Source organism: Stutzerimonas sp. R40042, assembly GCF_026642215.1.
GTDB classification, from domain to species: Bacteria; Pseudomonadota; Gammaproteobacteria; order Pseudomonadales; family Pseudomonadaceae; genus Stutzerimonas; species Stutzerimonas frequens.
Genome location: NZ_CP113258.1, coordinates 4447284 through 4465840, shown reverse-complemented (window position 1 = coordinate 4465840; position 18557 = coordinate 4447284). Strand labels below are relative to the sequence as shown.

General features: G+C 65.9%; 16 protein-coding genes. 6 read left to right on the top strand and 10 right to left on the bottom strand.

Translation table 11 applies throughout. The features are described from left to right. Window positions 1-156: 156 nt before the first annotated feature. From OUY36_RS20945 to algB, 3 genes are read right to left on the bottom strand one after another with little or no spacing between them, the layout of a single operon-like run. Window positions 157-561, bottom strand: a complete 405-nt coding sequence (locus OUY36_RS20945; RefSeq protein WP_063541118.1) for a DUF1330 domain-containing protein — start codon at window positions 559-561, stop codon at window positions 157-159. A 23-nt stretch (window positions 562-584) separates the two neighbouring features. After that, window positions 585-2372, bottom strand: a complete 1788-nt coding sequence (locus OUY36_RS20940) for a KinB sensor domain-containing domain (RefSeq protein ID WP_063541119.1) — start codon at window positions 2370-2372, stop codon at window positions 585-587. Continuing rightward, the gene (gene algB, locus OUY36_RS20935) at window positions 2369-3715 is read right to left on the bottom strand and encodes a sigma-54-dependent response regulator transcription factor AlgB (protein ID WP_102838966.1); all 1347 of its coding nucleotides are present in this window, start codon (window positions 3713-3715) and stop codon (window positions 2369-2371) included. The genes OUY36_RS20940 and algB overlap by 4 nt, the downstream gene beginning before the upstream one ends. 308 nt (window positions 3716-4023) lie before the next feature. Between algB and OUY36_RS20930 the strand changes: the two genes are divergently transcribed. From OUY36_RS20930 to OUY36_RS20915, 4 genes are all read left to right on the top strand, one after another. Further along, entirely contained in the window at window positions 4024-4455 is a 432-nt protein-coding gene (locus OUY36_RS20930; protein ID WP_110778764.1) for a ferritin-like domain-containing protein, read from the top strand. Window positions 4456-4641: 186 nt separating this feature from the next. Continuing rightward, window positions 4642-4878 carry a hypothetical protein gene (locus tag OUY36_RS20925; RefSeq protein WP_063541122.1) on the top strand — a complete coding sequence of 79 codons (237 nt, stop codon included), beginning with the start codon at window positions 4642-4644 and terminating at the stop codon, window positions 4876-4878. A 109-nt stretch (window positions 4879-4987) separates the two neighbouring features. Beyond that, entirely contained in the window at window positions 4988-5158 is a 171-nt protein-coding gene (locus OUY36_RS20920) for a DUF1328 domain-containing protein (RefSeq protein WP_003282841.1), read from the top strand. 411 nt (window positions 5159-5569) lie between these two features. After that, window positions 5570-6799: a nucleoside recognition domain-containing protein gene (locus OUY36_RS20915; RefSeq protein WP_267931478.1), complete on the top strand. Its 1230-nt coding sequence runs from the start codon at window positions 5570-5572 to the stop codon at window positions 6797-6799. Window positions 6800-6887: 88 nt separating this feature from the next. On the opposite strand, the gene OUY36_RS20910 is transcribed toward OUY36_RS20915, so the two are convergent. The 5 genes from OUY36_RS20910 to OUY36_RS20890 form a co-directional block, all read right to left on the bottom strand. Continuing rightward, window positions 6888-7910 (bottom strand): AbrB family transcriptional regulator, encoded by a 1023-nt coding sequence (locus OUY36_RS20910; RefSeq protein ID WP_267935865.1) that lies wholly within the window; start codon window positions 7908-7910, stop codon window positions 6888-6890. Window position 7911: 1 nt separating this feature from the next. Continuing rightward, a complete protein-coding gene (locus tag OUY36_RS20905) occupies window positions 7912-9426 on the bottom strand; it encodes a tripartite tricarboxylate transporter permease (protein ID WP_267935864.1) in 1515 nt (504 codons plus the stop codon). 1 nt (window position 9427) lies between these two features. After that, window positions 9428-9871: a tripartite tricarboxylate transporter TctB family protein gene (locus OUY36_RS20900; RefSeq protein WP_125867305.1), complete on the bottom strand. Its 444-nt coding sequence runs from the start codon at window positions 9869-9871 to the stop codon at window positions 9428-9430. Window positions 9872-9949: 78 nt separating this feature from the next. Further along, entirely contained in the window at window positions 9950-10924 is a 975-nt protein-coding gene (locus tag OUY36_RS20895) for a Bug family tripartite tricarboxylate transporter substrate binding protein (RefSeq protein ID WP_267935862.1), read from the bottom strand. Window positions 10925-10951: 27 nt separating this feature from the next. Continuing rightward, window positions 10952-12214 (bottom strand): OprD family porin, encoded by a 1263-nt coding sequence (locus tag OUY36_RS20890; RefSeq protein WP_267935860.1) that lies wholly within the window; start codon window positions 12212-12214, stop codon window positions 10952-10954. A 181-nt stretch (window positions 12215-12395) separates the two neighbouring features. Here OUY36_RS20890 and OUY36_RS20885 point away from each other — a divergent pair, with 181 nt between their 5' ends. Next, window positions 12396-13067 (top strand): response regulator, encoded by a 672-nt coding sequence (locus OUY36_RS20885; protein WP_110778770.1) that lies wholly within the window; start codon window positions 12396-12398, stop codon window positions 13065-13067. Further along, window positions 13060-14460: a sensor histidine kinase gene (locus tag OUY36_RS20880; protein ID WP_156244955.1), complete on the top strand. Its 1401-nt coding sequence runs from the start codon at window positions 13060-13062 to the stop codon at window positions 14458-14460. Before OUY36_RS20885 ends, OUY36_RS20880 begins: the two co-directional genes overlap by 8 nt. A gap of 12 nt (window positions 14461-14472) precedes the next feature. On the opposite strand, the gene OUY36_RS20875 is transcribed toward OUY36_RS20880, so the two are convergent. Beyond that, window positions 14473-16392, bottom strand: a complete 1920-nt coding sequence (locus OUY36_RS20875; RefSeq protein WP_267935857.1) for a sensor domain-containing diguanylate cyclase — start codon at window positions 16390-16392, stop codon at window positions 14473-14475. A 230-nt stretch (window positions 16393-16622) separates the two neighbouring features. After that, window positions 16623-18542, bottom strand: coding sequence for a sensor domain-containing diguanylate cyclase (locus OUY36_RS20870; RefSeq protein WP_156244956.1), 1920 nt, complete (start codon window positions 18540-18542; stop codon window positions 16623-16625). Window positions 18543-18557 lie beyond the last annotated feature (15 nt).

The window sequence follows — 18557 nt, the reverse complement described above, 5'->3', positions numbered from 1 at the left end:
CGGCCGGTGCGGTGCGTTGGTTGCGGCAAGTCCGGATGCACAGGGCTCCGAGACAAGGCGCTGCGACGAGTCATGGCAGGCCATGGCAAAAAGCAGCGACGCAGTATCGGGGCCATGGGCGCCGCGATTGGCCAACTGAACTTACCCAACAGGCCGCTAGTAGCGGGTCGTACCGATCAGCCGCGAGTCGGCCAGCGCCGCGCTGCGATGCTCGGCGGCAGCCTGGTACTCGTGATCGCTGATCATCGCCAGAAAGGCTTCCTTGGACGGGTAGCTGACCAGCAGCAGGTCATCCCACTGTTCCTCCGCCGGCGCGATCAGTGCGGCATGCGCCTTGGCACGGACCTCCACCGCACCGCCGCAGGCCTGCACCTTGGCCAGCGCCACACGGCTGTAGCGGGCATAGGCTTCGCGGCCGCTGCAGGGGCTGTGCTGGCTGCCCGCTGGGTATGTCGCCTGAGCGTTGTAGCGCAGCAGGTTGAGCATCAGGATCGGCACGCCCGCTGGCATCGCCGCGACGTAGGCGGCGAGTTGTTCGGGGCTGGGATTCACGCTTGGCATGGCAGGTCCTCGTGGTGGCGCCGTCAGATCGGCAGCGCGACGTAGAAGATGGTGCCGTGCCCGATCCGCGAATGCACGCCGATGCGTCCACCATGCAGCTGGGCGATTTCCTTGCATAAGGCAAGCCCCAGTCCGGCACCGCCGCGACGACGACCGATCTGCACGAAGGGTTCGAAGATGCGCGCCTGCTGGCTGTAGGGGATGCCTTCGCCGTTGTCCTCGACGCTGAGAATCATCCGCTCGCCATGATGGCGGGCCAGCAGCCGTACCTCGCCGCCTTTCGGCGTATGCCGCAATGCGTTACTCAGCAGGTTGTCCATCACCCGCTCGATCTGCTGACGGTCCAGCATCAGGGTCGGCAGTGGCTGCTGCAGCTCCAGCTGGAGCTGCACCTCCTGCTCGGCCGCGGCGACCTCGAAGCGCTGGCGTGCGGTTTCCAGCAGCTCCGGGATTTCACACGGCTCCAGCTCCAGCTTCTGCTGGCCGCTCTGGTAGCGGGAGAAGTTGAGCAGGTCGTTGATCAGCCGGACCAGTCTTTGCATCTCCTCGTGCACGGTATCGAACAGGTCCGATTCGCGGCTGCCGGCCGGGTAGCGCAGGCGTTCACGCAGCAGGCTGAAGGCCATCTGCATGCCGGTTACCGGCGTGCGCAGCTCATGTGAGGCGCGCAGCACGAACTCGTTGCGCACCCGCTCGAAGGTGCGCTGGTCGGTGACGTCGTGCAGCACCATGACCGCGCCGCTGATGCTGCCGTCGTGGTGGCTTACCGGGCTGATGCGCCAGGCCAGCAGGCGTCGCTCGCCATCGGCCTCGATCACCAGATCCTCGGGTGGGTCGGACAACGGTTTGTCGTCCAGTACCTGGCGTGCCGCAATGTCCAGCGCCGGGCAGCCGAGCGCCTCGCCCAGGGACAAACCGAGGTGCTCGTTCTCCCAGGCCAGTTGCCGTTGCGCTACCGGGTTGGCGTGCTCCAGACGCCCCTCGCGGTCGATGATCAGCAGACCATCGTCGATGCTGTCGAGCAGCGCCTGCAGACGCTGCTGCCCGTTGACCAGTGCCTCCACGTTGGTCTGCTTGAACTGGTGCAACGCCTGCGCCATCAGGCCGAAGCGGCGACTCAGCGAGGACAGTTCGGCGATCGGTGGGGTGGGCAGGGCGATATTGAAATCGCCGCGTCCGATCTGGTCGGCCGCCGCGGAAAGGCGTTCGATCGGCTCACCGAAGCGACGGGCGAAACTGTGCGCGGTGATGAAACCGATCAGCAGCACCGCAATGGCGGTCAAGCCGAGCAGGCCGGCGAGCAGCGCAGCACGGTCGCGGCTACGCAGCTCGGTGTCGCGAATCCGGTCGTACGCGGTGCGCTGCATATCGGTCATCAGGCCGCGCAACTGGTTGAAGGACTGGCTCAGCGGGTTGTCTTCGAGCAGGGTCAGATCCTGTCGGCCGGGCAGATCGACCTGTTGCAGAAAACTGGCGTAGGCGCTGGCGATTGCCTGGAACGCCTGCCGGTCGGCATCGTCGCGAGCTTCGGCGATACCGCGCTCGAGCGTTTGCTGGAAGGTCTGGCGTAACGGTTCCAGCGCCTGGCTGTTGTTCTCGTCGGTGAGCAAGACGACCAGATGGTTGCCCAGAACCTGGCGCAGCTGCTGGTTGATTTCGATGATGCCGAAATTGTTGCGGATGAGATGTTCCTGACTTTTCGCCATCTGCATCACGCTGACCAGCGCCAGCAACAGCCCGAGCAGGGCCACCGTCATCAGCGCCGAGAACCCGAGGAAGAGTCGGGTCCGCAGCTTCATCTGCAGTTTCATAGGCCGTACTGCTTGCGTTTTCTGTACAGCGTCGACGCGTCGATGCCGAGGATGCGCGCGGCCTGCTCGAGGGTATCACTGGTGCTCAGCACGCCGGCGATATGGGCCTTTTCCAGGGCTTCCAGGCTCAGTGGCTCACCGATGCGCGGGGCGTTGCTGGCAACCTGCTCGCCGAGGCCCAGGTGGCTCACCTCGATCATCTGCTGCGGACAGATGATGCTGGCGCGTTCCACCACGTTGCGCAGCTCCCGCACGTTGCCCGGCCAGCGATAGGTCTTCAGCGCGGCAATCGCGGCATCGCTGAAGCCGCGGGCCGGGCGCCCGTAGTTCTTGACGAAGGAAGCAAGGAAGCGTTCGGCCAGGGCCAGCACGTCTTCCGGACGCTCACGCATGGGGGGCAGGTTGAGGGTGATGACGTTGAGGCGGTAGAGCAGGTCCTCGCGGAACTTGCCCTCGCGCACCATCTCCTCGAGGTTGAGATTGGTCGCGGCGAGGATGCGCACATCGGCGCGGCGGGTCACCGGGTCGCCGACGCGCTCGTATTCCTTGTCCTGGATGAAGCGCAGCAGCTTGGGCTGCAGCGCCAGCGGGAAGTCGCCGATCTCGTCGAGGAACAGCGTGCCGCCATCGGCCTGGTTGACCCGGCCCAGGGTGCTTTCGGTGGCCCCGGTGAACGCGCCGCGGTTGTGGCCGAACAGCTCGCTTTCCATCAGGTCCGCCGACAACGAGGGGCAGTTGATGGTGACGAAGGCCTTCTTCGAGCGCCGGCTCCAGGTGTGGATGGCACGCGCCAGCTCGCCCTTGCCGGTGCCGGACTCGCCGAGGATGAGGATATTGGCGTCGGTGTCGGCGACCTGGCGTGCGGTTTCCAGCACCGCCATCATCGCCGGGCTGTGCGAGCCGAGCGCATCGCTGCGCTGCTTCATCTCGCCTTCCAGGGCCTCCAGGCGCGCCGCCATCTGCCGGACTTCCAGCTGCTTGGCTGCGGACAGGCGCAGTTGCTCGGGGCTGCACGGCTTGAGCAGGTAGTCCGCGGCGCCGGCCTGCATGGCGTCGACCGCGGTGTCCACGGCCGAATGGGCGGTGACGATCACGACCCGCATCCAGGGCGCGAGCATGCGCATCTGCTGCAGCACATCGAGGCCGTTGTCCTCGCCCAGGCGCAGGTCCAGAAAACAGAGATCGAATACTTGGCGCTGCAGGATGGCTTCTGCCTGCGCGGCGCTGGCGGCGGTCATTACGGTATAGCCGCGATCCTCCAGACAGTAACGGAAGGTACGCAGGATCGCCGCTTCGTCATCCACCAGAAGGATGCGCCCGCCGTTGTCCGTCGTTTGGTCCATGGATGCTCCCAATCAGATGGCGAATCAGTCGCTGAAAATAAAATGAATTATGGCGTGCGGCGCCTGGCAGGGGCGCCGTTGCGTTGTTGGCGAGTGCTTAGTCTATGAAATGTCTTGCAAGTTGCACGGTGACGATGAGCTCTTCCTGCATGCTGCATTCCGGACCCGGCACGGCGGCCATGCAAGTCGCTGATTTTGCTCGGTCGGAACTCGGCGACCGGCTGGCACGGGGCTTGCGACCAGGTAAGAGAACGCGCCGCGGCCCGCCGAGTGGGCGTGGCGCCGTCTTCACTCATCCAGGAGGCGTCATGAACCATTCCATGAATCAGCTCAACGAACTCATCGAGATCACCCGCGACGGCCAGCGTTTCTACCAGCATGCCGCCGAAGAAGCAAAGGACGTGGAACTGCAGCATCTGTTTCGCGACCTGGCGCAGGCCAAGACACAGGTGATCCAGGCGCTGTCGGTGAAGGTCGCTGCCAACCATGAACAGCCATCTCAGGGCGGGACGCTCACCGGGCGCATGCGCGAGCTGTACACCGACGCACGCTCGCGAGTCGGCGACCATGATCGCGCCTACGTTGACCAGCTAGAGCAGAGCGAAGCACACCTGCTGCGTGCCTTCGAGGACGCCGTCGCGGATGCGGAACCGGACGTGAAGGCCTTGCTGGCCATCGAACTGCCGAAGCTGCGCGCCTGCCACGAGCGCATTCGCCAGCTTAAAGCCACTCGCCACTGATGGTCGTGCAAAACGCCCGGCATACCTGGGCGGCTCGTGCAAATTAAGTTGCGTTCTTCTTTCTTTTCTTGTGTAACTTATTGATTTTAAAGGGGTTAAAAGAGTTTCTCGGGCTGGCACGCAGCCTGCAATAACTTGATCAACGCAACATCATGTTCGCCACGCTTTGCTTAGAAGGAGTTGAGGATGAATCGCCAAGCTAGCCTTTCTTTAGCCTGCAAGGGTTTCCTCTCTGCTGCAGTCGTCATGCTCATCATGGGTGCCGAGCGGCCGATGTCGCAACCGCTCGGCCAGACGCAGCAGGCCTCCGTGGAACGAATCCGGATGTATGACGCTCAACCTATTGAGCTCACGCGGACCAGCCAGGAACGGCAGACCATCGTTTACCGCCAGGCGCCTGCCGAACAGCGCTGGGTGTTCTGAGCAGGGAAGAAGGACGTGCGAGCGAACCGGCAGGGATGCGTAACCACATCGACGCCGATCGGCTGATCCGATCCGCTGAGTATCGTTCCTGAAACAGAGGAGTTACACCATGCTGAGTTGGGCCATTACCTTCCTGATCATCGCCATCATCGCTGCGGTACTGGGCTTCGGTGGCATCGCCGGCACCGCTACCGGTATCGCCAAGATCCTGTTCGTGGTGTTCCTGGTGCTCTTCGTGGCATCGCTGATCTTCGGCCGCGGGCGTGGACCGCGCGTCTGATGCAATCGATGGCCGCCCGCAAGGGCGGCTGGTTCAGGAGTGTCAGCGGCATGGGATGCCACTCTTGCCGGGTCATGTTCGGCTTTCGAAGGTGATCCAGAGCGCGCGTCGGGTGTAACGACTCTGCGCGCTCGACCCCTCAGCGGGGGGAACCAGGGGGTCGGGTTGTTCTGCCTTGGCGGAGCGACCTAGGGGTACAGGGAGTACCTCCGTTATCGGACCGGGTTCTGTCAGGCTGCAGCCAGGGTGGACCATTACTGCCCTGGCCTGCAGCTCACAACGCTCCGCTTCGCAGCCGCGCGGCTGCACCTCCTTTCCAAGCGTCTCTTTCTTCCCTTTGCCTGCCGACTGCGGATGACCCCTGCGCGCCTGCACCGCTATCATCGCCGCCAGCTTCGATGGGAGAACGACATGCTCAACGGCCTCTGGCTGGGGTTTTTTCTGATTGCCACCTTGGCGGCCCTGGGGCGCTGGCTGCTTGGCGGCGATCCGACCGTATTCGCCGCTCTGGTGGAAAGCCTGTTCGCCATGGCCAAGCTGGCCGTGGAAGTGATGATCGTCCTGTTCGGCACCCTGACGCTCTGGCTCGGCTTCCTGCGCATTGCGGAGAAGGCCGGGCTGATCGAGCTGCTGGCGCGTCTGCTCGGCCCGCTGTTTCGCCGGCTGATGCCGGAGGTGCCGGCCGGCCACCCGGCGCTGGGTCTGATCACTCTGAATTTCGCCGCCAACGGGCTGGGCCTGGACAATGCCGCCACGCCGATTGGCCTCAAGGCCATGCGCGCGCTGCAGGAACTCAATCCGCTGCCGAATGTGGCGAGCAATGCGCAGATTCTCTTTCTGGTGCTCAACACCTCTTCGCTGACGCTGCTGCCGGTGTCCATCTTCATGTACCGCGTGCAGCAGGGCGCGGACGACCCGACGCTGGTGTTCCTGCCGATCCTGCTGGCCACCAGCGCTTCGTCGCTGGCCGGCTTGCTGGCAGTGGCGCTGGTGCAGCGGCTGCGCCTGTGGGACCCGGTGGTGCTGGCCTATTTCATTCCCGGTGCGCTGCTGCTCGGCGGCTTCATGGCGCTGCTGGCCGGATTGTCGGCCACCGCCCTGGCCTCGCTGTCCTCGCTGCTGGGCAATCTCACGCTGTTTGGGCTGATCATCGCCTTCCTGCTGGTGGGTGCACTGCGCAAGGTGCCGGTCTACGAAGCCTTCGTCGAAGGTGCGAAGGAGGGCTTCGACGTGGCGAAGAGCCTCTTGCCCTACCTGGTGGCAATGCTGTGTGCCATCGGTGCGCTGCGCGCGTCCGGAGCGCTGGACCTCGGCCTGGAGGGCATACGCTGGCTGGTCGAGGCGCTGGGCTGGGACACGCGCTTCGTCGACGCCCTGCCGACGGCACTGGTCAAGCCGTTCTCCGGCAGTGCGGCACGGGCGATGCTGATCGAGACCATGCAGAGTCATGGTGTCGACAGCTTCCCGGCGCTGGTGGCGGCGACGGTGCAGGGCAGCACCGAGACGACCTTCTATGTGCTGGCGGTGTATTTCGGTGCCGTCGGCATCCAGCGGGCGCGGCATGCGGTGGGTTGTGCGCTGGTGGCGGATTTCGCCGGAATCGTGGCGGCGATCGGGGTGTGTTACTGGTTCTTCGGCTGAACCGGGGCGGCTTCGTAAGTCGCGCCGGTCGCCATGCAGACGGCCGTACCAGCCAGTGCCGCAAAAAAAGAACCCGCCTGACGGCGGGCTAAAGCGTGGCTCGTTGCCAGAGCCGAAACACCGGCTCGGCGAGAAACATCACCAGAAACAACCTGAGCACCTGCACCGCCGTCACCAGCGCCACCGACAGCTGCAACGCCTCGGCCGTCAGGCACAGCTCGGTGATGCCGCCGGGCATCATCCCCAGCATCAGCGAGGTTTCGTCCAGTGCCATCAGCCAACCCAGCCCGGCTGCCAGCGCGGCGGCGACCAGCATGGCCGAGAGGGTGAACAGCAGCACTCGCAACAGAAAGGCCGGTGCGCTGCGAAAGAAAGCCCGGTCGAAGTGACAGGCCAGCGACGAGCCGATCAGCCACTGGCCGACCTGGCCGAGCCCGTCCGGCAAGCCGATGTGCAGATCGAACCCCGCGCTGGCCAGCGCGCAGACGGTCAGCGGGCCAAGCATCCAGGGATTGGGCTGGCCGAGCCGGCGCCAGAGCAGGGCCAGCAGGCCGCCGGCCGGCAGCAGCACGGCCAGCCAGAAGCTGTCGACCGGCAGCGGTGCCGGTGCCTGGATCGGCGGCAGGCTCCAGGTGAAAAACGCCGGGATCAGCAGCACCACCAGCAGCATGCGCAGGCTGTGCGCGGCCGCGACGCGGCCGGGGTGGGCGGCGTGGCGGCTGGCCAGGTTGACCATCTCGCTGGCGCCGCCCGGCATGCTGGCGAAGTAGGCGGTGGCCCGATCGCAGCCGCCGCGCGAGAGGATGGCCATGCCAATCAGGCTCAACGCCAGTGTGCCGAGCGCGCCGGCGAGGATCACGCCAAAGTGCACCAGCACTTCGCGCATCACCTCGCCGGTGAAGTGCAGGCCGATGGCGCTGGCGATGATCCACTGCCCGGCCTGACGGCCGCGCGGCATCTCACTCACCAGCCAGCCGCTGCAGCGCACCGCGATCACCGCCAGCAGCGAGCCGACCATCCACGGCAGTGGCCAGTTGGCCAGACTCGCCAGCCAGCCGCCGACCGCGCCGATCAGTGGCGTTGCCCACCAGACCGGCAGCCGCTGGCGCATGTCAGGCCTGTGCCTCGACCACGTTGCCGCGAAGGCGCTTGAGGTACCAGCGCAGCCCCGGCATGGCCAGCATCGCCACGGTCAGCGCCCACAGCGCCAGGGTGATCGGGCTGCCCCAGAGGATGCCCAGCTCACCGTTGGAGATCGACAGTGCGCGGCGCAGGTTGTCTTCCATCATCTCGCCGAGCACGAAGCCGAGGATCAGCGCCGACAGCGGGAAGTCCAGCTTGCGCAGCAGATAACCGAACACGCCGAGGCCGACCATCAGCACCAGGTCGAAGGTGGTGCTGTGCACCGAATACACACCGACCATGCTGATCACGGTGATCGCCGGCACCAGCACCCAGTTCGGCACCGCGAGCATGCGCGAGAACAGGCCGACCAGCGGGATGTTCATCACCAGCAGGATCACGTTGCCGATGAACAGCGAGGCGATCAGACCCCAGACCACGTCCGGCTGCTGTTCGAACAGCAGCGGGCCGGGGGTGATGTTGTACAGCGTCAGCGCGCCGATCATCACCGCCGTGGTGCCCGAACCCGGTACGCCGAGGGTCAGCATGGGAATCAGCGAGCCACAGGCCGAAGCGTTGTTGGCCGCTTCCGGCGCCGCCAGACCGCGCAGGTCGCCATCGCCGAAGCGGCCCTTGTCGCCGGCCATGCGCTTCTCGCTCATATAGGTCATGGCACTGGCGATGGTCGCCCCGGCGCCCGGCAGGGTGCCGATGACGAAGCCAGCCACGGCGCTGCGCACCATGGTGAAAAAGGTCAGGCAGAACTCCTTGAAGTTGAACAGCAGCCGGCCGCTGGCCTTCACCGCCTGCTGCCCACTGTGGGTTTTCTCCAGCATCAGGAGGATCTCGCTGACGCTGAAGAAGCCGATCACCACGATGACGAACTGGATGCCATCGGACAGGCTGACGCTGCCGAAGGTGAAGCGGTAGACGCCGGTGGTCGAGTCGACACCGACGGTGGCCAGGCCCAGCCCCATCAGCGCGGCCATCAGCGTCTTCACCGGCTTGTCGCCGACCATGCCGCCGAGGCAGGCGATGGCGAAGATCATCAGCACGAAGTATTCCGCCGGGCCGAATGCCACTGCCCACTTGGCCAGCAGCGGGGCGAACAGCACCACGCCGCAGGTGGCGATGATGCTGCCGATAAAGGAGCTGACCGCGGAAAGCGACAGGGCGATGCCGGCCTTGCCCTGGCGTGCCAACGGGTAGCCGTCGAGGGTGGTCATCACCGCGGCGGCATCACCCGGCACGTTGAGCAGGATCGCCGAGATGCGGCCGCCGTACTCGCAGCCCAGATACACGGCGGCGAGCAGGATCAGCGCGGTCTCCGGCGGCAGGCCGAGAGCGAAGGCCAGCGGCAGCAGCAGCGCCACGCCGTTGATCGGGCCGAGCCCCGGCAGGAGACCGACCACGGTGCCAACGAAGGCGCCGAACAGCGCCACCAGCAGGTTGGTCGGTCGCGTGGCGACATCGAAGCCCTGCATCAAGAAATTCAGTGTTTCCATTTCAGCTCTCCAGCAGACGCAGCAGGCCAAGCGGCAGCGGCACGTCCAGCAGGTAATCGAACAGCCCGTAGAGCAGCACGCCAAGCAGCGCACCGCTGATCACGCTGGGCCACAGGCGACCGTTGAACAGCAGACCGAGGGCGAAGCCGGCCAGGGCGGTGCTGATGACGAAACCCAGGGTTTCGAACAGCAGCGCGTAGGCCAGCAGGGCCAGCACGCACAGCACGGCGCGCTGCGCCTTGGGCCGATCGAATGGTGGTGTCGGCTCACCGTGCGGCTTGAACAGCAGCCACGCCGCACCACAGGCCATCAGCAACAGCAACAGCAGCGGGTAGGCGCGCGGCCCGACCGGGTCGTAGGCAAAGGGCGCCTCGAAGCCCCAGGCGAGCAGGGCGAGGCCGGCGCAGGCGAGCAGCCACGCCGCGGCGAAGACACGTACGTACATGACGGGATACCTCAGGGATTCGGCGACCCGGCAGCTGCCGGGTCGACCGTGCGGCCCGCGAACGCGGGTCGGTTCGCGTTACTTGACCAGGCCGAACTCGCCGGCCAGCGTCTTGTAGTCCTGCACCTGTTTCTTGACGAAGGCTTCCAGCTCATCACCGGTCATCGACAGCGGGAACAGATCGCGCTGTTCGCGCAGCTTGGCGAAGTTCTCGTCGGCGAGCAGGCTGTCGAACTGGGTCTTCCACCAGTTGAACTCCTCGTCAGGTACCTCCGGCCCCATGTAGAAGCCGCGGATCACCGGCCAGCTGATGTCGTAGCCCTGTTCCTTGGCCGTGGGGATGTCGGCGAGCTTGCCCGGCAGGCGCTCGTCGGAGAGCACGGCGAGGATGCGGATCTTGCCGGCATCGAGCTGCGGGGTGACTTCGCCGAGGCCGCTGCTGGTGACCTGCACATGGCCGCCGAGCATGGCGGTGAGCGTTTCGCCGCCACCCTCGAAGGCGACGTAGCGCAGCTTCTTCGGATCGACACCGGCAGCGCGGGCGATCAGCGCGGTCTGCATCCAGTCCTGGCCACCGATGGTGGCGCCGGCGCCGAACACCACACTGCCCGGGTCCTTCTTCACCGCGGCAATCAGCTCGTCGAGGTTCTTGTAGGGCGCGTCGGCACGCACCGAGATGGCGCCGTAGTCGGTACCGACCGCAGCCAGCCAGCGCACGGCGTTCTCGTCGTAACGACCGAACTTGCCCTGGGCGAGGTTGAGCAATGAACCGCTGGAGAAGGCGGTGATGGTGCCGGCTTCCGCCGCACGCTGGGCGACCACCGCGTTGTAGGCCACCGCGCCGACGCCGCCGGGCATGTAGGTGACGCGCATCGGTGCTTCGAGCAGGCCGCTGTCCTTCAGGCCGCTCTGGGCCAGCTTGCAGGTCAGGTCGAAACCACCGCCGGGCTTGGCCGGGGCGATGCACTCGGGGCGCTTGGGTTCGGCCAGCAGCTGGCTCGAGAGCAGCAGGCAGGACGACAGCAGGGCGAAACGGCTGAGTCTGGTTTTCATCGGGTAGTCCTCGCGTTCTTGTTCTGTTTACCAGATCGGCAGGCTGTAGCTGACGATCAGACGGTTCTCGTCGGCGTCGCGGGCGAAGTCGGAGCGGTACATCGCGTTGCGCCAGCGCAGCGCGACGTTCTTCAGCGGGCCGCTCTGCACCACGTACTTGAACTCGAAGTCGCGTTCCCACTCGCTGCCGTTGTTGCCGCCTGAGTACTCGGCGTTGTCGCCGGAGATGTAGCGGGTCAGGAAGGTCAGCCCGGGGATGCCGACAGCGGCGAAGTTGTAGTCGTAACGGGCCTGCCAGGAGCGCTCGTCGGCGTTGGCGAAGTCGTTGATCTGCACGAAGTTGACCAGGAACGGATCACCGCCGTCGATGTAGGCGTAGCCGGTGTCGCCGCGCATCTGCTGGTAGCCGACACTGACCTTGTGCCCGCCCAGGCTGTAGCCGAGCATGCCGTTCCAGGCCTGGTTATCGATCTTGCCGGCATTCGCCTCGCCGGTGTCATCACTGAGCATCACGCGCAGGTCGGCGCTCAGCGCGGAGTTGTCGCTCAGCGGCTTGTTCGCCAGCAGGCCGAAGAAGTGCTGGCGGTACACGTCATCCAGCTCGCCGTAGTAGTAGCGCCCGGTGAGGTTCTCATTGAACGCGTATTCGGCACCGGCGAAGGTCAGGTGATCGGCCTCGGCGGCGCTGGCGAAACGGCCGTTCTTGTTGTTCAGCTGCAGGTCCTGGGAGTTGGTCGAGGAGCGGTCGATCACCTTGTCCAGGCGCCCACCGGTCAAGATCAGGCCGTCGATATCGGTGGAGGTGACGGTGGCACCTTCGAACACCTGCGGCAGGGTGCGGCTGTCGCTGGCCTTGACCACCGGCGTCTCGGGAATGTGCGAGCCGTAGCGCAGTTCGGTCTCGCCGATCTTCGCCTTGGCGGTCAGGCCCAGGCGGCTGAATTCGTCCGGCGTGCTGCCATCGTCCTGCACCGGCAAGAGGTCGGTGCCAGCGCGGCCGCCACCGGAATCCAGCTTGACGCCGAGCATGCCCAGGGCATCGAGGCCGACGCCAACGGTGCCTTCGGTAAAACCGGACTGGACGTCGAGAATGAAGCCCTGGGTCCATTCTTCGCGCTTGGACTGGCCGCTGCCTTCGCGGAAATCGCGGTTCAGGTAGATGTTGTGGGTCTGCAGGGTCGCGCTGCTGTCTTCGATGAATGCGGCCTGGGCCATGGGTGCCAGCGAGGCGGCGGCAACGGCCAGGGCGAGACGGGCAGGAGCGGGTGAGCGTCTGACGACAGTCAGCATCGGGGTATCTCCACTATTGTTTTTGTTGTGACGGCGCGTGCGCCGCGCGTGGTGGTTCGAGCCACCTGCGAGCGATCCTAGGCGGTCAAGCTTTCGCCAGCCTTTCAGCGCCGAAAGCCGGCAGCGGCGTGAAAGTTCTGCCGCTACACTGGCGCTCCGTCGCCATCGCAGAGGACAGGCAATGCGAATTCTTCTGGTCGAGGACCACCCCCAGCTGGCCGAAAGCGTGGCGCAGGCATTGCGCGCCGCCGGCTGGACCGTGGACCTGCTGCACGACGGCGTTGCCGCCGACCTGGCGCTGGCCAGCGAGGACTATGCGCTGGCGATTCTCGATGTCGGCCTGCCACGGCTCGACGGCTTTCAGGTGCTGGCGCGCCTGCGCGAGCGCGGCAAGACGCTGCCGGTACTGATGCTCACCGCGCGCGGCGAGGTCAGCGATCGGGTGCACGGGCTCAACCTCGGTGCCGACGATTACCTGGCCAAGCCGTTCGAACTGTCCGAACTGGAAGCGCGGGTCAAGGCGCTGCTGCGCCGCAGCGTCGGCGGCGGCGAACGCCAGCAGCGTTGCGGCGCGCTGGTCTACGACCTGGATGCGCGGCGCTTCAGCCTGGCCGACGAGCCACTGACGCTGACCTCCCGCGAGCAGGGCGTGCTGGAAGCGCTGATCGCCCGTCCCGGTCGGGTGATGAGCAAGGATCAGCTGGCCGCCCAGGTATTCGGCCTCGACGAGGAGGCCAGCGCCGACGCCATCGAGATCTACATCCACCGCCTGCGCAAGAAGCTCGAGGGCCAGCCGGTGCGCATCGTCACCTTCCGCGGGCTGGGCTATATGCTCGAGGCGCTCGATGGCTGAGCGCGGGGCGGCCGGCAGTCTGCGTGCGCGGCTGCTGCTGCGGCTGGCGATCCTGCTCACGCCGCTGCTGCTGTACGGGGCCTGGAGTGCCTACTGGAACGGCCGCGCCGCCGCCGATACCGCCTACGACCGCACCCTGCTGGCCTCGGCCAGGGCGATCGCCGAGGGGCTGGTGACCAGCGACGGCAGGCTGCGCGCCAACGTGCCCTACGTGGCGCTGGACACCTTCGCCTACGACAGTGCCGGACGCATCTATTACCAGGTGCTGGACACCGAGGGGCGCCTGGTCAGCGGCTACGAACAGTTGCCCGCGCCGGGTGCCGAGGTCCGTCGCACCGACGACTACCCGGCGCTGGCGCGCTTCTACGACGGCGAGTTCCAGGGCCAGGGCGTGCGCCTGGTGAGCCTGCTGCAGCCGGTCAGCGAACCCGAGCTCAACGGCATCGCCGAGATTCGCGTGGCCGAGACGCTCGGCGCACGCGAGCGCATGGCGCGCAGCCTGTTGAGCGACACGCTGTGGCGCCTGGGCTTGCTGGCGCTTGCCGCGCTGTTGCTGGTCTGGCTGGCGGTCAGCGCGGCGTTACGCCCGTTGGCCCGGCTCAGCGAGGCCGTGCAGGACCGCGCCCCGGACGACCTCAGGCCGTTGCCGCTGGTCGATGTGCAGCGCGAGCTGAAGCCGCTGGTGGGCGCGCTCAACGGCTTCACCGAGCGCCTGCGCGGGCAGTTCGAGCGCCAGGCGCGCTTCATCGCCGATGCCTCACACGAGCTGCGCACGCCGCTGGCGGCGCTCAAGGCGCGCATCGAATTGGGCCTGCGCGAAGCCGAGCCCGCGGCGTGGCGCAGCACCCTGGAAGACGCCGGACAGAGCACCAACAAGGTCATTCATCTGGCCAACCAGCTGCTTTCGTTGGCGCGCATCGAAAGCGGTGCGCAATCAATCGCCGAGGGTGGCGCTCAGCGCTTGGACCTGTCGCAGCTGGCTCGCGAGCTGGGGCTGGCGATGGCCGCGCTGGCGCACCAGCGCGGTGTCGCGCTGGCGCTGGAGGCCGAGGCCCCGGTGTGGATCGACGGCGAACCGACGTTGATCAGCGAACTGCTGAGCAACCTGCTGGACAATGCGCTGGCGCATACCGCGGCTGGCGGCAACGTGGTGCTGCGGGTGCTCGACGGTGGCGTGCTGGAGGTGGAGGACGACGGCCCGGGTATTCCGGCCGCCGAGCGCGATCGCGTCTTCGCCCGCTTCTACCGCCGTGACACCGGCGGCCATGGCGCCGGCCTCGGGCTGGCGATCGTCGGCGAGATCGTCCGTGCCCATCGCGCAGAGATCAGCCTCGATCAGGGCGCTCTCGGTGGCCTGCTGGTGCGGGTGCAATTCATACTGGCTGAAAGCTGAAGCGGCCGCGCCTCAGGCGAGATTGATTGCGCCATCCGACGCGAAACCGGCGGCCTTGACGACGCAGTTGCGGCCGCTGCGCTTGGCCTCGTAGAGCGCGCGGTCTGCGGCACTGAGCAACTCCGACGGAGTCGCCGCGGCTTGCGGATCCAGCGTAGCCACGCCAAAGCTGATGGTCAGGCTGACGCGCTCGCCGTCGCAGTCGAGTTCCAGCCGCTCGACGTCCTGTCGCATCCGCTCGGCCAGCAGCACCGCCTGCCGCCCGGCGGTTGCCGGCAGAGTGATGACGAACTCCTCGCCACCGTAGCGCGCCGCGAGATCACCGGCTCGCTGGCAATGCCGCTGGAGTACCGCAGCGACCCGGCGCAGGCATTCGTCGCCGAAAGGGTGGCCGTAGGTATCGTTGATTCGTTTGAAGTGATCGATGTCGCCCAGCAGGACCGTCAACGGCGCGCCGCTGCGGCGTCCGCGGCGAACCTCGTCTTCGAGCAACTGATCGAACTGGCGGCGGTTGGCGAGGTGCGTCAACGGATCCGTGGAGCTCAGCCAGCGTAGCTCAGCATTCGCCAATTCAAGGCCGTGACGGGCCTCCTCGAGCGCCTTGGTACGCGCCACCACTCGGCTTTCCAACTCCTCGTTGGCGCGCTGCTGGATCTGCAGTGCCTGCTGCTTGGCCTGCAAGTGCTGCTCGCGTTCATCGGCCAGGCTACGCGAGGTCTCCAGCGCCAGCTGCTGGGCGGCGATGCGCTGATTGCGCTCCAGGTTGATCCGTTCGGCAAGCGCCATCGACAGCAGGACGAACTCGATGAACATGCCTATCAGCTGGCCATGCAGCGTCAGCCGATTGAGCGGCATGTAGCCCCACAGCGCCAGGAGGTGAATGACGGTGAAGCCCAGCAGCATTATCCAGGCGATGCTGAACAGCCGCGCCGATATGTTGCCGCGGGCCCACAACGTAAGCGTCACCGCCAGGCTGATCAAGCAATAAGGCAGCGCCACGTATTCCATGAACAGCCAGTGTGCATGTTCGGGAATCAGCAGCACCGCTAACAGCATCGTGGTCCAGTAGCAGCCCAGTACCCAGGTGATGTGCCAGACCCAGCCGCCGTACTGGCGAACCTGCAGAAAGCGTACGACGAAAAGCAGCGGGGTAAGGAAACACAGGGTCGCCGACAGCGTGTAGAAGCGCGCCGAGAACGGCGGTGCGCCGGGCCACAACACCAGTTGACCGAAGCCACTCATGGTGGCGACGTAGAACATTGCGCTGAGCAGATACAGCACGTACAGCAAGTAGCTGAGATCGCGGGTGAAAATCAGCAGGCTCAGGTTGTACAGCACGATGACGATCATGCCGCCGAAGAACAGGCTGAACAGCGCCGTATCGAGCACCTTGCCCTCGATGAAGCTCGTCTCGTCGACAAGCTCCAGTGGCAGCACCATCAGTTCGCTGGCCTCCAGCTGCAGATAGACCATCGCCTGCTCGCCGGGCTGCAGTTTCAGCGGGAAGACCAGGTTGTGATCGACAACCGGCCGCTGACTGACCGCCAGCGTATCGCCAGCGACCATGGCCTCGCCCCATTGGTCGTTCCGAGGGTAGTGGACGCGCAGCGTAACGCGGTCGAGCACGGGCCACTTGAGCAACAGATACCAGCTGCTGGCGTTTGCCTGGAGGTTGTGCACTGGGAATCGTAGCCATGCGCCTGCTGGCTGGCGGAGCAGATTGGGTACCTGCAGCGGCTGCCAGCCCCAGTCATCGCTGCGTGCCTGGTCGAAGCCTGCCTCCAGCCGGCCAAGCGCGTACTCCAGTTGGCCAACCTGCAGCCCGGAAGCATGTCGGCTGTCGATCAACACGCCGTCTTCGGCCACAGCTCGGCCCGGCGCAGCACCGAGCAGAAGCATGAAGCACAGGATCAGAAGCGCATTGAAATGCATCGGACTCTCATGGCCGGGCGCGCCGCCGGAATCGAGACGGAATGCTTCGGAGGGCTGCGACAGGGACGCACCCCGCCGTGGCCGGGGCTCGAAGCGGGCCATTGTATGTAACTTTTTGTATTTAGGCGCGTCCTACCGTGCCTCTTTGCCACTGCGCGCATACACGACGCCAGCCCACGGCATATTCAACGAACCTGCCACAGGCTCGGATACAGAGGTTGTCGTAAGGGTCAGGCATTGAGGGCTGGAGCCCGCTCGCCAGCGTTGATCTCAGTGGCCAGCACCACCTGATCGCGACCCTGGTGCTTGGCCTGATAGAGCGCAGCATCCGCCGCCGCCAGCAGCTCCGCTGACGTGGCGTGCGCCGGAGCCAGCGTCGCCACGCCGAGGCTGATGGTCAGCGGCACGGGCTGCTCGTCGTGCTGCAGCGACAGTTGTGCGATCGTGCGGCGGATAGATTCGGCCAGCGCCGCGGCCTGGGGCCCGTCGAGCCCCGGTAGCAGCACGACGAACTCCTCACCGCCATAGCGCGCCGCGACGTCGCCGGCGCGCTGGCAGTGGGCGGCGAGCACTGCCGCGACCTGGCGCAGGCACTCGTCACCGAACGGATGCCCATAGCTGTCGTTGACCCGCTTGAAGTGATCGATATCGGCGAGCAGCACCGACAGTGGACTGCCGGCGCGCCGCGCGCGGCGGATTTCCTCGTCCAGCAGGTGGTCGAAGCGTCGACGATTGGCCAGCTGAGTCAGCGAATCGGTGGTGCTCAGGCGCAGCAGCTCGGCGTTGGCGGCTTCCAGGCCCAGGCGGACATCCTCCAGCGCGCGGGTTCGCTCGTAGACCCGTGCCTCCAGCACCTCGTTGGCCCGCAGCTGCACGTCCAGCGCCTCCTGCTTGGCCTGCAGGTGCAGGGCGCGCTCGGCGGCGAGCGATTCGGACGTCTGCAGCGCCAGCTGCTGCGCGGCGATACGCCGGTTGCGCTCGATGTTGATACGCTCGGCCAGGGCCATGGAGAGCAGCACGAACTCGGCGAACATGCCGATCAGCTGGCCATTCAGGGTCCAGGCGTTGAGCGGCAGCACACCGTTGAGTGCCAGCAGGTTGACCACGGTGAACACCAGCAGCGTGCTCCAGGCGATGCTGAACAACCGCGCAGACGGGTTGCCGCGCGCCCAAAGATTGAGCGTGATCGCCATGGTCAGCACACAGTGCAGCAGCGCGACGCTTTCCATGAATGTATAGCGGGCCAGGGCCGGCGCCAGCAGCAGGATCACCACCACGGCTCCCCAGTACAGCGTGAGGGTGATCGAAACTGCCCAGACCCAACCGCCGTAACGCCGCACACCGAGAAAGCGCAGGGCGAACAGCATCGGTGTGAAGAAACACAGGGCGGCCGAGAGCCCGTAGAAGCGTGCCGAGAGTTCGGGAATCTCCGGCCAGAGATAGAGCTGGCCGAAGCCGGTGATGCTCAGTACGTAGAACACCGCGCTGAGCAGATAGAGCACGTAGAGCAAATAGCTTGGGTCGCGGGTGAAGATCAGCAGGCTGCAGTTGTACAGCACGATCACCAGGATGCCGCCAAAGAACAGGCTGACCAGGGTGACATCGTGAAGTCGGCTCTCGATCAGTTGCTTCTCGTCGATCAGCTCCAGCGGCAGGGCCAGCGTCTCGCGGGCCTGCACCTGCAGGTAGATCACCGCGCGCTCGCCCGCCGGCAACTCCAGCGGATAGACGAAGTGATGGTCCGCCAATGGCCGAGCGCTCATGGCCACGGCGTCCCCGGCGAGCATCGTCGTGCCCCAACGGTCGCTGTCCGGATAATGCAGGCGCACCGCGACGCGATCGAGCACCGGCCATTTCAGCAGCAGGTACCAGAGCCTGGCGTGCGCCGCGCTGTTGTGCAGGGAGATGCGCAGCCAGGCGCCGTCAGGCTGCTTGCCCAGGGTGGGCCTGGTCAGCGGCTGCCAGGGCCAGTGCGCGCCAGCGGCGTCATCGAAGGATGCCATGGGCTTGCCCAGTACATATTCCACCGCGTCGACCTGCAGTGCCGACGCATCGCGCACCTGCAGCGCCGGCGACGGCCCGGCAGTCACGGCGCTCGCGAGCGAGGACAGCAGCATCAGACCGGCGATAAACAGCAGGGTGCGCATCATGGTGGCTTGCCTCGT

Excerpts from the sequence above, each read along its gene's own strand:
- OUY36_RS20910 (WP_267935865.1), bottom strand. The coding sequence starts at position 7,910 with ATGCGCCAGCGGCTGCCGGTCTGGTGGGCAACGCCACTGATCGGCGCG.
- algB (WP_102838966.1), bottom strand. The coding sequence starts at position 3,715 with ATGGACCAAACGACGGACAACGGCGGGCGCATCCTTCTGGTGGATGAC.
- OUY36_RS20880 (WP_156244955.1), top strand. The coding sequence starts at position 13,060 with ATGGCTGAGCGCGGGGCGGCCGGCAGTCTGCGTGCGCGGCTGCTGCTG.
- OUY36_RS20915 (WP_267931478.1), top strand. The coding sequence starts at position 5,570 with ATGCTCAACGGCCTCTGGCTGGGGTTTTTTCTGATTGCCACCTTGGCG.
- OUY36_RS20890 (WP_267935860.1), bottom strand. The coding sequence starts at position 12,214 with ATGCTGACTGTCGTCAGACGCTCACCCGCTCCTGCCCGTCTCGCCCTG.
- OUY36_RS20875 (WP_267935857.1), bottom strand. The coding sequence starts at position 16,392 with ATGCATTTCAATGCGCTTCTGATCCTGTGCTTCATGCTTCTGCTCGGT.
- OUY36_RS20900 (WP_125867305.1), bottom strand. The coding sequence starts at position 9,871 with ATGTACGTACGTGTCTTCGCCGCGGCGTGGCTGCTCGCCTGCGCCGGC.
- OUY36_RS20905 (WP_267935864.1), bottom strand. The coding sequence starts at position 9,426 with ATGGAAACACTGAATTTCTTGATGCAGGGCTTCGATGTCGCCACGCGA.
- OUY36_RS20945 (WP_063541118.1), bottom strand. The coding sequence starts at position 561 with ATGCCAAGCGTGAATCCCAGCCCCGAACAACTCGCCGCCTACGTCGCG.
- OUY36_RS20940 (WP_063541119.1), bottom strand. The coding sequence starts at position 2,372 with ATGAAACTGCAGATGAAGCTGCGGACCCGACTCTTCCTCGGGTTCTCG.
- OUY36_RS20870 (WP_156244956.1), bottom strand. The coding sequence starts at position 18,542 with ATGATGCGCACCCTGCTGTTTATCGCCGGTCTGATGCTGCTGTCCTCG.
- OUY36_RS20930 (WP_110778764.1), top strand. The coding sequence starts at position 4,024 with ATGAACCATTCCATGAATCAGCTCAACGAACTCATCGAGATCACCCGC.
- OUY36_RS20895 (WP_267935862.1), bottom strand. The coding sequence starts at position 10,924 with ATGAAAACCAGACTCAGCCGTTTCGCCCTGCTGTCGTCCTGCCTGCTG.
- OUY36_RS20885 (WP_110778770.1), top strand. The coding sequence starts at position 12,396 with ATGCGAATTCTTCTGGTCGAGGACCACCCCCAGCTGGCCGAAAGCGTG.
- OUY36_RS20920 (WP_003282841.1), top strand. The coding sequence starts at position 4,988 with ATGCTGAGTTGGGCCATTACCTTCCTGATCATCGCCATCATCGCTGCG.
- OUY36_RS20925 (WP_063541122.1), top strand. The coding sequence starts at position 4,642 with ATGAATCGCCAAGCTAGCCTTTCTTTAGCCTGCAAGGGTTTCCTCTCT.